We start from the raw sequence: 14,092 nt of genomic DNA on the forward strand, positions 1-14,092 counted from the left end.
TCACCGTCGACCTGCCCGACGGCTGGGCGAACAGCGAGACGCTCATCGCCAACGTCCCCGCCACCGCACCCCTCACCACCCCGCACACCCTGCGGCCGTGGGAAGCCCGCGTCCACCGACGCCACACCACCTGACCCACGCGCCTCCTCCTCCCCCCACTGCCTGAACACCCGCCCCCCCGCACCGCCCTTCCCGTGCACACTCAAGGAACTCTCATGACGAACACGCGCTCCCGCACGCCACGTCGTGCCCTGCTCGCCATGGCCGCCCTGGCGCTCATGGCACCCCTGACCGCCTGCGGCGGAGGCTCCGATGCCGCGGAGGGCGACGGCAAGACCCTGCGTCTGTGGCACTACGAGCAGGAGGACGGCGCCCTCAGCAACGCCTGGGACGCCGCCATCGCGGAGTTCAAGAAGACCCACCCCGACGTGAAGGTCGTCTTCGAACGCAAGACGTTCGAGCAGATCCAGCAGAACGCCGGCATGATCCTCAACTCCGACAAGGCGCCCGACGTCATGGAGTACAACAAGGGCAACGCCACCACCGGCCTGCTCGCCAAGCAGGGCCTGCTCACCGACCTCACCGCCACCGCGAAGGAGCGCGGCTGGGACAAGAAGATCAGCGAGAGCGCCTCCGTCACCGCCCGCTACGACGCGGCCAAGGGCGAGATGGGCGGCGACAAGTGGTACGGCATACCCAACTACGGCGAGTTCGTCCTCACCTACTACAACGACGACCTCTTCAAGAAGCACAACATCGCCAAACCCACCGACTTCAAGAGCTTCGAGGCCGCACTCGCCAAGTTCAAGGCCGCCGGCATCACGCCGCTCGCCAACGCCGGGAACGACCACCCCGCCGGACACTGGCTCTACCTGCTCGCCCTGTCCAAGGCCACGGACGCCTGGGTCGACGACTACCAGCTCTACAAGGGCAAGGTCGACTTCCACGGCCCCGAGTGGACCTACGCGGCCGACAAGTACAAGGAATGGCTCGACAAGGGCTACTTCGACAAGAAGGACGTCGGCCTCAAGGGCAGTGACATGACCGAGCAGTTCGTCTCCCAGAAGCGGCCCGTCATGGTCGGTGGCAACTGGTGGTTCGGCGGCCTGTCCACGGACATCACCACCTTCTCGTGGTCCACCGCTCCCTACCCCGGCAGCGAGAAGACCCTCGGCTCCGGCGGCAACCAGTGGGTCGTCCCCACCAGGGCGAAGAACAAGAAGCTCGCCGAGGACTTCATCGACATCACCATGTCCGACAAGATCCAGAAGCTCATCGGTGAGGAGGGCAACGTACCGCTCGCCGCCGAGGCGGAGACGATCACCAACTCCAAGGCGCGCGAGCTCATCACCGCCTTCAACACCCATCAGAGCAGCAACGGCCTCGCCTTCTACCCCGACTGGCCCGTCACCGGTTACTACGACACATGGCTGGCCGCCACCCAGAACCTCATGAACGGCGGCAAGCCCCACACGGTCCTCGACGAACTCGCGGCTCCCTACGAGAAGCACGCCGCCTCGCGGCGCTGAGGCCGACGCTCCGTATCCGAAAGCCGGCCCTCACTTCCGGGGACGGCGGCCCGCCCGCACTGGTCCGCCGTCCCACCCACCTAGGAGCAACCGTGAAAACCACCCGTCACCCGCGGTCCTCGGGGTACGCCGTCTTCCTCGCACCGGGCCTGCTGCTGAGCCTGCTCTTCCTCGTCGTCCCGCTGGTGATGACCTTCTACTACAGCCTCACCCAATGGCAGGGCATCGGCGCCCCCGCCTGGGTCGGCCTGGACAACTACACCCGTCTGTTCCAGGACGCGGACTTCTGGGCCTCGTTCCGCAACATCGCCTTCGTGATCATCGGCATCGCGGTCGTCCCCACCCTGCTCGGCCTGTTCCTCGCCGCCCTGCTCTTCGACTACATCGGCAAGAAACACGGCGACCGCCTCGTCAGCGTCTTCCGCTCCGGCCTCTACCTGCCCCAGGTCATCCCCGTCGCCGTCACCGGACTGATGTGGGGCTGGATCCTCGCCCCCGAGGGCGCCCTCAACTCCGTCCTCGAGAAGACCGGCCTCGCTTCCCTGGCAGGGAACTGGCTCGGCGACCCCGACCTGGCCCTGTGGGTCGTCCTCGCCGTCCTCGTCTGGATGCAGCTCGGCTACCCCCTCGTCCTGTTCCTGTCCGGACTCCAGCGCATCGACCCCGAGCTCTACGAGGCCGCGTCCCTCGACGGCGCCACCTGGTGGCAGCGCTTCACCCGCATCACCGTGCCCATCCTGCGGCCCGAGGTCTACGTCGTCCTGGTCACCACCACCATCGCCGGCCTGAAGGTCTTCGCCCAGATCTTCGTCCTCACCGGCGGCGGCCCCGGCAACTCGACACTCGTCCCCGCCTACTTCGCCTACCAGAACTTCTTCGAGCGCGCCGACGTCGGCTACGGATCAGCCATCTCCAGCACCATCACCCTGCTCGTGCTGATCATCGCCGGAACGATGCTGACCCGCCAGGCCCGCGAGGACGGATGACCATGACCACGACCACCGACACCACCACGCCCGCTCTGCCCCGCACACCCGCACCGGTGCCCCCCGGCCACGGCGCCCCCCGGCACAGGATGCGCAAAGCCACCGGAAGCCGGCGCGGCCCCGGCTCCTACGCCGTCGTGGCCGCGGTCACCGTCTTCGTCCTCGCCTTCCTCGCCCCCTTCGCGATCATCCTGCTCAACTCCTTCAAGACCAGCGCGGACTACCGCACCAACGGCTCGCTGTCCTGGCCCGAGCAGTGGAACTGGGCCGTCATCAGCGACGTCTGGGAACGCGTCGGCTTCACCCAGAAGCTTTTCAACAGCGTCCAGATCAGCCTCGGCGTCGTCCTCATCGCCGTCCTCTTCGCCCTCTTCAACGCCTATGCCATCGGCATCGGCCGCGTACGGTGGCGCACCGCGTTCCTGGTCTTCTTCCTCGGCATCAACGTCCTGCCGCAGGAGGGCCTCGTCTACCCCATCTACTACCTCTTCAAGGAGATGGGCCTGTACGACGGGAAACTCGGCTACACCGTCCTCGTCGGCATCACCTACAGCGCCTTCGGCACCTACCTGCTCTCCTCCGTCTTCGCCAGCTTCCCCCGCGAACTCATCGAAGCCGCCTCCATGGACGGAGCCGGACGCTGGACCATCCTGTGGCGCATCGTCCTGCCCATGAGCTGGCCCACCCTGTCGGTGATGTGTGTGTTCTTCTTCGTCTGGAGCTGGAACGAGTTCCTCTACCCCCTCGTCCTGCTCATCTCCAACGACAACCAGACCGTCCCCCTCGGCCTCTCCGTCATGCAGGGCCAGTACACCAGCGACCCCACCGCCATGAGCGCCGCCGCCCTCCTCGGCGTCATCCCCATGATCGTCTTCTTCCTCGTCTTCCAGCGCTCCCTCACCCGCGGTGTCACCGCCGGCGCCGTGAAGTAACGAGCCCGGCCCCCGAGCCGCCCCGGATCCGGCACGCACCGCCCCGCCGCCGGATCCGGGGTACATCCACGTGCAGCCCGCCACCCGGCGATCCGGACTGAAATGGGTCCGCGCGGCCGCGTCATGTACCGGCTGGAAGCGCTCGGCGCCTGGATTCGCGGACAGGAACAGGCCGACTCGCGCACCAACACCGTCCTGAGCCCCCTGCGTGGTTGGTGAGTGTCTACGAGGGGCGGGTGTGTGGAGCCGGACCGCGGGGAGCATGCGGAACCGCAGATGAGGAGGGCGATCGCCCGCTCCCCGGCGTCGCACCTTCTCCCCAGAGCCCCGGAACGGCTCTTCAGTATCGTTTACTGCTGCGAAGTTGATCAATTGTTCGGGTTCGGTTCCTACAGCCAGTCCCGCCGCTTGAAGATGAAGTACAAGCTCGTACACACCGCTGCCATCAGCAGAATTGCGAACGGATAGCCGAAGGCCCAGTCCAGCTCCGGCATCGACTCGAAGTTCATGCCGTAGATCGTTCCCACGAGTGTGGGTGCAAAGAGGATGGCCGCCCACGACGAGATCTTCTTGATCTCCTCGTTCTGCTCGAAGCCCGCCTCGGCGAGCGCCCGCATCTCCGCGTTCTGCTGCTGCGTGACCAGCGTGGCGTTGACGGTGAGGATGTCGGCCAGGGCCTGGCGGAAGCCGTCGACGCGTTCGCTGATGTGCGTGACGTGGTCGGCCACGTCGCGCAGGTAGCGCTGGAGCTCCTCGTCCGTACGGTACTTCGCGAAGCCCGCCATCAGGCTGTGCAGCATGCCGACCAGGGGGCGGGTGGCGCGCTGGAACTCGACCATCTCGCGGGAGAGTTCGTAGATGCGGCGGGAGACCTCGGGGTCGCCGCGGAAGACCTCGGTCTCGATCTCGTCGACGTCGTTCTGCACGCCCTCGACGACCGGGGCGTAGCCGTCGACGACGGAGTCGAGGATCGCGTACAGCACCGCCTCCGGTCCCAGCGCCAGCAGCTCGGGGGTCTCCTCCATGCGCCTGCGTACGGCGGAGAGGTCGGGCGCGGCGCCGTGGCGGACCGTGATGACGAAGTCCTGGCCCACGAAGACGTGCAGCTCACCGAAGTCGACCTCCTCCACGGCGTCGAGGTAGCGGGCCGCGCGCAGCACGACGAAGAGCGTCTCGCCGTAACGCTCCAGCTTCGGACGCTGATGGGCCTCCAGGGCGTCCTCGACGGCGAGCGGGTGCAGGTCGAACTCGGCGGCGAGGGAGTGGATTTCGTCCTCGGACGGGCGGTGCAGGCCGATCCAGGCCATGCCGTCGGGGTACTCGCGCAGCTGGCGGAAGGTCTCGGCGAGCGAGTCGGGCATGGAGACCCGGTGGCCGTCGCGGTAGAGCGCGGCGTGCACGACGCTGGCGCCGTTGGGCTGTACGCCGTCGGGGGGCGCGGCGGGGTCGTCCCCGGCGGGCGGTACGGCCGGCGGCGGGGGCTGTCTGCGCCAGGCGTGCTTCTTCGGGGACAGCGCGGGACGGGCGCGTCGCTCCGCCATCGCAGATCTCACCTTCCGCAGAGAGCCGGGCACGGGCAGGATATACGTCCCGAATGTCAGCGGCATCGTCCCGCCCTTGCGGACCGGAGCTGTCCGCAAAGATCACTAGCCTGCGCAGCATGGCCTCCCAGACGCAGACCCAGCGGACCCAGCAGACCCGGCAGACCCAGCGGACGAACCCGGCGCCGGCGCACCGGGTGCTCAGCCTCCGCGCCCTCAATCGCGCCACCCTGGCGCGCCAGCTCCTGCTGCGGCGTACCGCCATGTCCGCCAAGGACGCCGTCGGGCACCTCGTCGGCCTCCAGGCGCAGAACACCAGGCCGCCGTACTTCCAGCTCACCGCCCGCCTCGACGGCTTCGGCCCCGAGGAACTGTCGGGGCTCATGGCCTCCCGCGAGGTCGCCCGCCTCGTCACCCTGCGCTCCACCCTCCACACGCACACCGCGGACGACTGCCTCACCCTCCGCCCGCTCGTCCAGGCCGCGCGCGAGCGCGAACTCAAGATGTTCCGCAAGGGGCTCACCGGAGTGGACCTGGGACGGCTGGCGGCGATGACCCGCGATCTCGTCGAGGAGCGGCCCAGGACCCTGAAGGAGATCCGGGAGGTACTGCTGAAGGAGTGGCCCGACGCCGAACCGCTCGCCGTCGGTGTCGCCGCCCGCTGCATGCTGCCCCTCGTGCAGGTCACGCCGCGCGGCCTGTGGGGGCGGAGCGGCCAGGTCGCGCTGACCACGGCCGAGCAGTGGTTCGGCCGGGCGTCCGAGCCTGCCCCCGCACCCGACGCGACCGTACTGCGCTACCTCGCGGCCTTCGGCCCCGCCTCCGTCAAGGACATGCAGACCTGGTGCGGGCTGACCCGGCTGCGGGCCGCCTTCGAACGGCTCCGGCCGCGGCTGGTCACCTTCCGGGACGAGCGCGGCACCGAGCTCTTCGACCTCCCCGACGCGCCCCGCCCCGAGGCGGACACCCCGGCGCCGCCCCGTTTCCTCCCGGAGTACGACAACCTGCTGCTCTCCCACGCCGACCGCACCCGCGTCGTGCCGGTGGAGTACAAGTCCCGCGTCTGGACGGGCAACCAGGGATTGCCCACGTTCCTCGTGGACGGGTTCGTCGCCGGGATCTGGCGGCTGGAGGAGGAACCCCGGAGCGGCGCCGCCGCCCTGACGGTCGAGCCCTTCGGCACGCTCACCCGTGCGCAGCGGGCGGCGCTGGCGCAGGAGGGGGAGCACGTCCTCACCACCCTGACGTCGGCCACCGTGCGCGACGTACGGTTCGGTGCTCTCCCGTCATAGGCGGGGCCGGGGCGGGCGGGCCGGCCCTTCCCCCGCCCCGTGCGTGCCGGGCCGCGACGGTCACGGGAGCAGGCCCGCGCGGCGGGCCGCCACCACCGCCTCCAGACGGGTGTGCGCGCCCAGCTTCCGCATCACGGAGCGCAGGTAGCCCTTCACCGTCTCGGGGCGCAGCCCGAGCCGTTCCCCCGCCACGGCGTTCGTCGCGCCCGCCGCGACGCAGGACAGCACGTCCACCTCGCGCGGCGTCAGCGCCACCCGGTGCTCGCGCTCACGCACCGGGCCTTCGCCGGCCGCGGCCGCCAGCCGGCCGCAGACGGAGACGAGCTCCTCGCGCAGCGCCGGATCGACGATGCGCGGAGCCAGGGCGCGCAGTTCACTGTGCACGCCCCTGACCAGCTCCCACGCGCCGGGGCCCGCCGCCGGCTCGCGCGCCGCCACCAGCAGCCGCCGCACCTCGTCCCGTACGACGAGGGACTGCTCCACATCGCGCGCCGCCGCCATCGCCGTGCCCAGCACGCGATCGCCCAGCGGCAGCGCCTCGCGCAGCGCGGCGTACAGCACACCGCGCACTTTCCGGCGTACGACCACGGGCACCGCGAGCACCGAGCGCAGGCCCTCGGCGGCCACCGCCATGTCGTACTCATGGGTGATGTGGCGCGACGACCGGTAGTCCGTGACCGCGCACGGGCGCGAGAGCGCCATGGACTTCCCGCCGAGTCCGCTGCCCGCCGTGACGACGAGACCGTGCAGCGCGCCTGTCGCCGCACCGCTCAGCTCGACGATGCGCAGTGTGCGGCCGTCGTCCGGCAGCAGCCCGCCGAAGGCGACCGGCAGCCCGGTGGCCCGGCGCATCCGCGACAGGGCCGCTCGCATCTCCGCCACCTCGGCGACATCCCCCATGAGTCCATCCCTTCACCCCCGTACGGGGGTAGTGACAACCGGGTCACTGATTACACGATGTCAGTGGGCGGTCCGGCAATGGCCCGGCGATCAGGAGGACGCATGACGGCACGAGGCGCGACGGAGAGTTTCCGGGCGGCCAGGGACTTTCTGCTCAGGCACCGGGAGGACTACGAGGCGGCGTACGAGGGGTTCGTCTGGCCGCGGCCCGAGCGGTTCAACTGGGCGCTCGACTGGTTCGACCGGATCGCCGAGGGCAACGACAGGACCGCCCTGCACATCGTGGAGGAGGACGGCGGGCGCACGGAGGTCTCCTTCGAGGCGATGTCGGCGCGCTCCGCGCAGGTCGCGAACTGGCTGCGCGCGCAAGGCGTCGGGCCGGGCGACCGCGTCCTGGTCATGCTCGGCAACCAGGTGGAGCTGTGGGAGACCGCGCTCGCCGCGATGAAGCTGCGCGCCGTGGTCATTCCGGCGACGCCGCTGCTCGGGCCCGCCGACCTGCGGGACCGGGTCGAGCGCGGCGGGGTGCGGCACGTGATCGTACGGGACCAGGACGCGGCGAAGTTCGACGACGTCCCCGGGGACTGCACGCGCGTTCTGGTCGGGGGCGGCGCCCGCGACGGCTGGCTGCCGTACGCCGATGCCGACGGCTCCCCGGCCGCCTTCGAGCCCGACGGGGTGACGCGCGCCGACGACCCGCTGATGCTCTACTTCACGTCCGGCACGACGGCCAGGCCCAAACTCGTCGAGCACACCCATGTGTCGTACCCCGTCGGTCACTTGGCGACGATGTACTGGATCGGGCTGAAGCCCGGCGACGTCCACCTGAACATCTCCTCACCCGGCTGGGCCAAGCACGCCTGGTCGAACCTCTTCGCCCCGTGGAACGCCGAGGCGACCGTCTTCGTCCACAACTACACGCGCTTCGACCCGGCCGTGCTGATGGCCGAGATGGACCGCGCCGGTGTCACGAGCTTCTGCGCCCCGCCCACCGTGTGGCGGATGCTGATCCAGGCGGACCTCGGGCAGCTGCGCACGCCGCCGCGCGAGGCGCTGGCGGCCGGCGAGCCGCTCAACCCCGAGGTCATCGAGACCGTACGGCGCGAGTGGGGGGTGACGATCAGGGACGGCTTCGGGCAGACGGAGACGGCCGTCCAGGTCGCCAACACGCCGGGACAGCGGCTCCTGGCCGGCTCCATGGGGCGCCCCAGCCCCGGCTTCGTCATCGAACTGCTCGATCCGGTCACCGGGGAACCGGGGGCGAGCGAGGGCGAGATCTGCCTCGACCTCTCCGCGCGACCCGTCGGGCTGATGACCGGCTACCACGGCGATCCGGAGCGCACGGCGGAGGCCATGGCCGGTGGCTACTACCGCACCGGCGACATCGGTTCACGGGACGCCGACGGGTACATCACCTACATCGGGCGCGCCGACGACGTCTTCAAGGCGTCCGACTACAAGATCTCCCCCTTCGAGCTGGAGAGCGCGCTGCTGGAGCACGAGGCGGTGGCGGAGGCGGCGGTCGTGCCCGCGCCCGATCCGCTGCGCCTCGCCGTGCCGAAGGCCTACGTCGTGCTCGCGCAAGGGTGGGAGCCGGGCCCCGGCACGGCGAAGCTGCTGTTCGAGCACTCCCGGTCGGTCCTCGCGCCGTACCAGCGGATCCGGCGCATCGAGTTCGCCGAGCTGCCGAAGACGGTGTCGGGCAAGATCCGCCGGATCGAACTGCGCGAGCGTACGGCGAAGGGCTCGGCGGCGGAGTACGACGAGGGGGACCTGCGATGAACACGGACGCGAACGTGTACGCGGACTCGTACACGCACGGGACCGGTTCCACGCCGCTCCTCGGCGACACGATCGGCCGGAACCTCGACCGGACGATCGCTGCGCACCCGGAGCGGGAGGCGCTGGTGGACGTGGCGGCGGGGACCCGCTGGACGTACGCCGAATTCGGTTCGGCCGTGGACCAGTTGGCGCGCGGCCTGCTCGGGACGGGCGTCGCGAAGGGCGACCGGGTCGGGATCTGGGCGGTGAACTGCGCGGAGTGGGTGCTGGCGCAGTACGCCACGGCCCGGATCGGCGCGATCATGGTGAACATCAACCCGGCGTACCGGGCGCACGAGCTGGCGTACGTGCTCAACCAGGCGGGGGTCTCCGTCCTGCTCGCCTCGCAGTCCCACAGGACGAGCGACTACCGCGCCCTGGTCGGCCAGGTGCGGCCGGACTGTCCCGGGCTGCGGGCGGTCCACTACATCGAGGACGGTTCGTGGGACGTGCTCCTCGACGCGGCGCGGGGGGTCACCAAGGAGCAACTTGCTGCCCGTGAGGCCGAGTTGTCCTGCGACGACCCGGTGAACATCCAGTACACGTCGGGCACCACCGGCTTCCCCAAGGGGGCCACCCTCTCCCACCACAACATCCTCAACAACGGTTACTTCGTGGGGGAGACGGTCGGCTACACGGAGCTGGACCGGATCTGCCTGCCCGTGCCCTTCTACCACTGCTTCGGCATGGTGATGGGAAACCTCGCGGCCACGTCGCACGGCGCGTGCATCGTCGTGCCCGCCCCGTCCTTCGACCCGGCCGCGACCCTGCGGGCCGTCCAGGAGGAGCGCTGCACCTCGCTCTACGGCGTACCGACGATGTTCATCGCGGAGCTGGGCCTCGCCGACTTCTCCTCGTACGACCTGTCCTCCCTGCGCACCGGCATCATGGCGGGCTCACCCTGCCCGGTGGAGGTGATGAAGCGGGTCGTCGCCGAGATGCACATGGCCGAGGTCTCCATCTGCTACGGCATGACCGAGACCTCCCCGGTCTCCACCCAGACCCGCCGCGACGACGACCTGGAGCGCCGTACGGGCACGGTCGGCCGGGTCATGCCGCACGTCGAGATCAAGGTCGTCGACCCGGTGACGGGTGTGACGCTGCCGCGCGGCGGGGCGGGTGAACTGTGCACCCGCGGCTACGGCGTGATGCTCGGCTACTGGGACGAGCCCGACAGGACCGCGGAGGTCATCGACGCGGGCCGCTGGATGCACACCGGCGACCTGGCGCTGATCCGCGAGGACGGCTACGTCCAGATCGTCGGCCGCATCAAGGACATGATCATCAGGGGCGGCGAGAACATCTACCCGCGGGAGATCGAGGAGTTCCTGTACGGCCACCCCAAGATCTCCGACGTCCAGGTGGTCGGCGTCCCGGACGACCGCTACGGCGAGGAGATCCTGGCCTGTGTCGTCCCCCGCGACCGGGACGACCCGCCGACGCTGGACGAGATCACCGCGTACTGCCGCGACCGGCTGGCCCACTACAAGGTCCCGCGCCGCCTGCGGGTCATGGACGCGTTCCCCATGACGGTCAGCGGGAAGGTCAGGAAGGTGGAACTGCGCGAGCGGTACGCCGAGTAGTGCTCACGCGCCGGCCGCGCGGCGGTGGCGCCGGGGCTCACAGCTCGCGGCGCATGCACACCCGGGGCCACCGGTCCAGGCCGTGACCGGCCTCCGCCGCGCGGATCCTGCGCAGGCCCGGGGTGAGTTCGGAATCGGCGAGGGCGCGGAAGCCCAGGCGGGCGTAGTACGGGGCGTTCCACGGGACGTGCGTGAAAGTGGTCAGGGTGAGGGCGGTGAGGCCCTCGGCCGCGGCCGTCGTGGCGAGGTGGCCGATGAGCGCGCGGCCCGTGCCGCGGCGGGCGGCCGAGGGGTGGACCGAGACCTGTTCGATGTGGGCCGCCGCGTCCACGACGTCCGAGATCAGGTACGCCACCGGGTGGCCGTCGGAGCCGGAGCCGGAGCCGGTGTCCACGGCCACCCAGGCGTGGCCGGCCCGCTGGTGGCGGGCGAGCGCGTCGAGGGACGGGGGCTCGTCGTCGGCGATCGCGGCCATGCCCAGGGCGCGGAAGGGCTCGCCGGCGGCACGCTCGATCGCCTGGAGGGCGGGGAGTTCGGCGAGCGTGGCGTGACGGATGCGCATGGGACCAGTATCGCCGGGGGCGGGTCCGGCGCGGGGCGGGTCCGGCGGGACGGGCCCGGCGGGGGAGCGCGCCGCAGGGCCCGCGCCTATGCGCCGGCTCCGGTACTGACCAGCTCGTCCGCCGGGCGGTTGACCGGTTGCGGCGTTCCCGTGAGGTCCATGACGAAGAGCGGGACCCCGAGGGTGTCCGCGCCGGCCCGCGCGTCGTCGGCGTACCCGGCGAGGGAGAAGAACACGCTCACCGCGGACGCGCTGAGGCCGTTGAGCCACAGGCACTCGACGTCGCGCAGCGTGGCAGGGCGTGTGGTCGGGTCGACCTGGGCGACCAGACCGGGCGCGCGCAGGTCTATGCCGGAGGCGGGGCGCTCGGGGGACTGCATGATGTCGCGGAATCCGAGCCACTTGAGGTAGAGCGCCGCCGCGGTCACCGCGTCCCGCGCGGTCCTGATCGTCATCGGGCGGAACCTCGGACGCGGGAGGGCCGCGCCCGGCGGCAGTGGGGCGGGGGACCGGGAGCCGGCGGCGGCAGCGGCGGCCGGTCCGGCCCCGGCGCCCGGCGGCGGCGTGCGCGGCGGCGATGCGGTCCATGGCGGCGTGGCGGTGCGCGGTGGCGTGGCGGTGCGCGGCACGGGGCGTACCGGTATGCGGAGCACCGCACCGCACGCACACCCCAGTTCGGGCTGCGGCCACTGGTCCTGGCGCCCGCACGCGCCGCAGCGCACGGTCACCCACGTGTCGGTCCAGGTGCGGTGCGTGATCCGCTCCGGGGCCGCGCCCCGTAACAGCGGCGGAGCCAGCGGCTCCCCGCACGCGCAGGGGAAGACCGGCGCCGTGAAGCTGTGCTGACGACGGCACGCCGGGCAGCGCACCGGCACGTTCTCTCCCATGACCGTCCCCCTCCGGACCGTCGGCGACTGGCACGTGACCGGCATGTGACTCCGGTACGTGTGACTGCGGTACGTCGCCCATCGTCCACCAAGAGCGATCCCTTGGGGAGGGGCTTCGGTCATTGCCGCTCTTGACGCACGCCGGACCTCACTTTAGATTGCTTCCGTATAGCAGAATCAAAATTCCGCATTATGGAAACTATGGAGTGAGGCTCACCGGCCCGCAGCGGTGGGGTCACTCCGACTGGCCGAGCAGGAGTACGCGATGCCTCGAATGACCGCAGCCCGAGCCGCAGTTGAGATCCTCAAGCGCGAAGGCGTCACGAACGCGTTCGGTGTGCCGGGCGCGGCGATCAACCCGTTCTACAAGGCCCTCCAGGCGGGCGGTGGCATCGACCACACGCTCGCCCGCCACGTCGAGGGCGCGTCCCACATGGCCGAGGGCTACACCCGCACCAAGGCGGGCAACATCGGCGTCTGCATCGGTACGTCCGGCCCGGCCGGCACCGACATGATCACCGGCCTGTACTCCGCGATCGGTGACTCCATCCCGATCCTGTGCATCACCGGCCAGGCGCCGACCGCGGTGATCCACAAGGAGGACTTCCAGGCCGTCGACATCGCGTCGATCGCCAAGCCGGTCACCAAGTGGGCGACCACCGTCCTGGAGGCCGCGCAGGTCCCCGGCGTCTTCCAGCAGGCGTTCCACCTCATGCGCTCAGGCCGTCCCGGCCCGGTCCTCATCGACCTGCCGATCGACGTCCAGCTCACCGAGATCGAGTTCGACCCCGAGACCTACGAGCCGCTGCCGGTCTACAAGCCCGCGGCCACCCGCAAGCAGGTCGAGAAGGCCGTCCGGATGCTCGTCGCGTCCGAGCGGCCGCTGATCGTCGCGGGCGGCGGCGTCATCAACGCCGACGCGTCCGAGCTGCTGGTCGAGTTCGCCGAGGTGACCGGCGTCCCGGTCGTCCCGACCCTGATGGGCTGGGGCATCCTCCCCGACGACCACGAGCTGAACGCCGGCATGGTCGGTCTCCAGACCTCGCACCGCTACGGCAACGCGACCTTCCTGGAGTCGGACTTCGTCCTCGGCATCGGCAACCGCTGGGCCAACCGCCACACCGGCGGCCTGGACGTCTACACCAAGGGCCGCACGTTCGTCCACGTCGACATCGAGCCCACCCAGCTCGGCAAGATCTTCGCCCCCGACTACGCGATCGCCTCCGACGCCAAGGCCGCCCTGGAGCTCTTCGTCGAGGTGGCCAAGGAGCTCAAGGCCGCGGGCAAGCTCCCCGACCGCTCCGCGTGGGCCGCCTCCGCGCAGGAGCGCAAGGCGACCCTCCAGCGCCGTACGCACTTCGACAACGTGCCGATGAAGCCGCAGCGCGTGTACGAGGAGATGAACCGCGCCTTCGGCCCCGAGACCCGGTACGTCACCACCATCGGCCTCTCGCAGATCGCCGGCGCGCAGATGCTGCACGTCTACCGCCCGCGCCACTGGATCAACTGCGGCCAGGCCGGCCCGCTCGGCTGGACGATCCCGGCCGCGCTCGGTGTCGCCACCGCCGACCCCGAGACGCCGGTCGTCGCGCTCTCGGGCGACTACGACTTCCAGTTCATGCTCGAAGAGCTGGCGGTCGGCGCGCAGCACAACATCCCCTACGTCCACGTCCTGGTGAACAACGCGTACCTGGGCCTGATCCGCCAGGCCCAGCGCAACCTCGACATCAACTTCCAGGTCAACCTGGAGTTCGAGAACATCAACTCCCCGGAGCTCGGCGTCTACGGCGTGGACCACGTCAAGGTCGCCGAGGGCCTCGGCTGCAAGGCGATCCGCGTCACCGAGCCGGACCAGCTGCTGCCGGCCTTCGAGGAGGCGAAGAAGCTCGCCGCCGAGTACCGCGTCCCGGTCGTCGTCGAGGCGATCCTGGAGCGCGTCACCAACATCTCGATGGGCGTCCAGATCGACGGCGTCAACGAGTGGGAAGAGCTGGCCACCGAGCCGGGCCACGCCCCAACGGCGATCCGTCCGCTCGTCTGACGGATCCCGCTCCCGCCT

Annotated in this window: 11 protein-coding genes; 7 read left to right on the top strand and 4 right to left on the bottom strand. The window is 70.4% G+C overall.

Annotation, left to right across the window (positions count from 1 at the left end):
* Nucleotides 1-215 precede the first annotated feature (215 nt).
* From ACWD0Y_RS28230 to ACWD0Y_RS28240, 3 genes are all read left to right on the top strand, one after another.
* The gene (locus ACWD0Y_RS28230; protein ID WP_450263141.1) at nt 216-1,529 is read left to right on the top strand and encodes an extracellular solute-binding protein; all 1,314 of its coding nucleotides are present in this window, start codon (nt 216-218) and stop codon (nt 1,527-1,529) included.
* Between the two features lie 92 nt (nt 1,530-1,621).
* Nucleotides 1,622-2,515: a carbohydrate ABC transporter permease gene (locus ACWD0Y_RS28235; protein ID WP_450263142.1), complete on the top strand. Its 894-nt coding sequence runs from the start codon at nt 1,622-1,624 to the stop codon at nt 2,513-2,515.
* An 89-nt stretch (nt 2,516-2,604) separates the two neighbouring features.
* Nucleotides 2,605-3,447 (top strand): carbohydrate ABC transporter permease, encoded by an 843-nt coding sequence (locus ACWD0Y_RS28240; RefSeq protein WP_450263163.1) that lies wholly within the window; start codon nt 2,605-2,607, stop codon nt 3,445-3,447.
* 389 nt (nt 3,448-3,836) lie between these two features.
* Here ACWD0Y_RS28240 and ACWD0Y_RS28245 read toward each other — a convergent pair whose 3' ends face one another.
* On the bottom strand, nt 3,837-4,988 hold the full coding sequence (locus ACWD0Y_RS28245; RefSeq protein WP_450263143.1) for a magnesium and cobalt transport protein CorA: 1,152 nt from the start codon (nt 4,986-4,988) through the stop codon (nt 3,837-3,839).
* A gap of 119 nt (nt 4,989-5,107) precedes the next feature.
* Between ACWD0Y_RS28245 and ACWD0Y_RS28250 the strand changes: the two genes are divergently transcribed.
* On the top strand, nt 5,108-6,280 hold the full coding sequence (locus tag ACWD0Y_RS28250) for a winged helix DNA-binding domain-containing protein (RefSeq protein WP_450263144.1): 1,173 nt from the start codon (nt 5,108-5,110) through the stop codon (nt 6,278-6,280).
* A gap of 60 nt (nt 6,281-6,340) precedes the next feature.
* On the opposite strand, the gene ACWD0Y_RS28255 is transcribed toward ACWD0Y_RS28250, so the two are convergent.
* Nucleotides 6,341-7,180 (bottom strand): response regulator transcription factor, encoded by an 840-nt coding sequence (locus ACWD0Y_RS28255; protein WP_450263145.1) that lies wholly within the window; start codon nt 7,178-7,180, stop codon nt 6,341-6,343.
* Nucleotides 7,181-7,282: 102 nt separating this feature from the next.
* Here ACWD0Y_RS28255 and ACWD0Y_RS28260 point away from each other — a divergent pair, with 102 nt between their 5' ends.
* Together ACWD0Y_RS28260 and ACWD0Y_RS28265 are read left to right on the top strand one after the other, a co-directional pair.
* Nucleotides 7,283-8,962: an AMP-binding protein gene (locus ACWD0Y_RS28260; protein WP_450263146.1), complete on the top strand. Its 1,680-nt coding sequence runs from the start codon at nt 7,283-7,285 to the stop codon at nt 8,960-8,962.
* Nucleotides 8,959-10,584 (top strand): AMP-binding protein, encoded by a 1,626-nt coding sequence (locus ACWD0Y_RS28265; RefSeq protein WP_450263147.1) that lies wholly within the window; start codon nt 8,959-8,961, stop codon nt 10,582-10,584. Before ACWD0Y_RS28260 ends, ACWD0Y_RS28265 begins: the two co-directional genes overlap by 4 nt.
* A 37-nt stretch (nt 10,585-10,621) precedes the next feature.
* Here the strand turns inward: ACWD0Y_RS28265 and ACWD0Y_RS28270 are convergent, their stop codons facing one another.
* Together ACWD0Y_RS28270 and ACWD0Y_RS28275 are read right to left on the bottom strand one after the other, a co-directional pair.
* Nucleotides 10,622-11,146, bottom strand: a complete 525-nt coding sequence (locus ACWD0Y_RS28270) for a GNAT family N-acetyltransferase (RefSeq protein ID WP_450263148.1) — start codon at nt 11,144-11,146, stop codon at nt 10,622-10,624.
* Nucleotides 11,147-11,232: 86 nt separating this feature from the next.
* Nucleotides 11,233-12,033, bottom strand: a complete 801-nt coding sequence (locus ACWD0Y_RS28275) for a hypothetical protein (protein WP_450263149.1) — start codon at nt 12,031-12,033, stop codon at nt 11,233-11,235.
* A 265-nt stretch (nt 12,034-12,298) separates the two neighbouring features.
* Here ACWD0Y_RS28275 and gcl point away from each other — a divergent pair, with 265 nt between their 5' ends.
* Nucleotides 12,299-14,074 (top strand): glyoxylate carboligase, encoded by a 1,776-nt coding sequence (gcl, locus tag ACWD0Y_RS28280; protein ID WP_450263150.1) that lies wholly within the window; start codon nt 12,299-12,301, stop codon nt 14,072-14,074.
* The last annotated feature ends 18 nt before the right edge of the window (nt 14,075-14,092 follow it).

Source organism: Streptomyces altiplanensis, assembly GCF_053591575.1.

Coding starts and splice junctions, on each gene's coding strand:
- ACWD0Y_RS28265 (WP_450263147.1), top strand. CDS start 8,959: ATGAACACGGACGCGAACGTGTACGCGGACTCGTACACGCACGGGACC.
- ACWD0Y_RS28250 (WP_450263144.1), top strand. CDS start 5,108: ATGGCCTCCCAGACGCAGACCCAGCGGACCCAGCAGACCCGGCAGACC.
- ACWD0Y_RS28275 (WP_450263149.1), bottom strand. CDS start 12,033: ATGGGAGAGAACGTGCCGGTGCGCTGCCCGGCGTGCCGTCGTCAGCAC.
- ACWD0Y_RS28270 (WP_450263148.1), bottom strand. CDS start 11,146: ATGCGCATCCGTCACGCCACGCTCGCCGAACTCCCCGCCCTCCAGGCG.
- ACWD0Y_RS28255 (WP_450263145.1), bottom strand. CDS start 7,180: ATGGGGGATGTCGCCGAGGTGGCGGAGATGCGAGCGGCCCTGTCGCGG.
- ACWD0Y_RS28240 (WP_450263163.1), top strand. CDS start 2,605: ATGCGCAAAGCCACCGGAAGCCGGCGCGGCCCCGGCTCCTACGCCGTC.
- gcl (WP_450263150.1), top strand. CDS start 12,299: ATGCCTCGAATGACCGCAGCCCGAGCCGCAGTTGAGATCCTCAAGCGC.
- ACWD0Y_RS28245 (WP_450263143.1), bottom strand. CDS start 4,988: ATGGCGGAGCGACGCGCCCGTCCCGCGCTGTCCCCGAAGAAGCACGCC.
- ACWD0Y_RS28230 (WP_450263141.1), top strand. CDS start 216: ATGACGAACACGCGCTCCCGCACGCCACGTCGTGCCCTGCTCGCCATG.
- ACWD0Y_RS28260 (WP_450263146.1), top strand. CDS start 7,283: ATGACGGCACGAGGCGCGACGGAGAGTTTCCGGGCGGCCAGGGACTTT.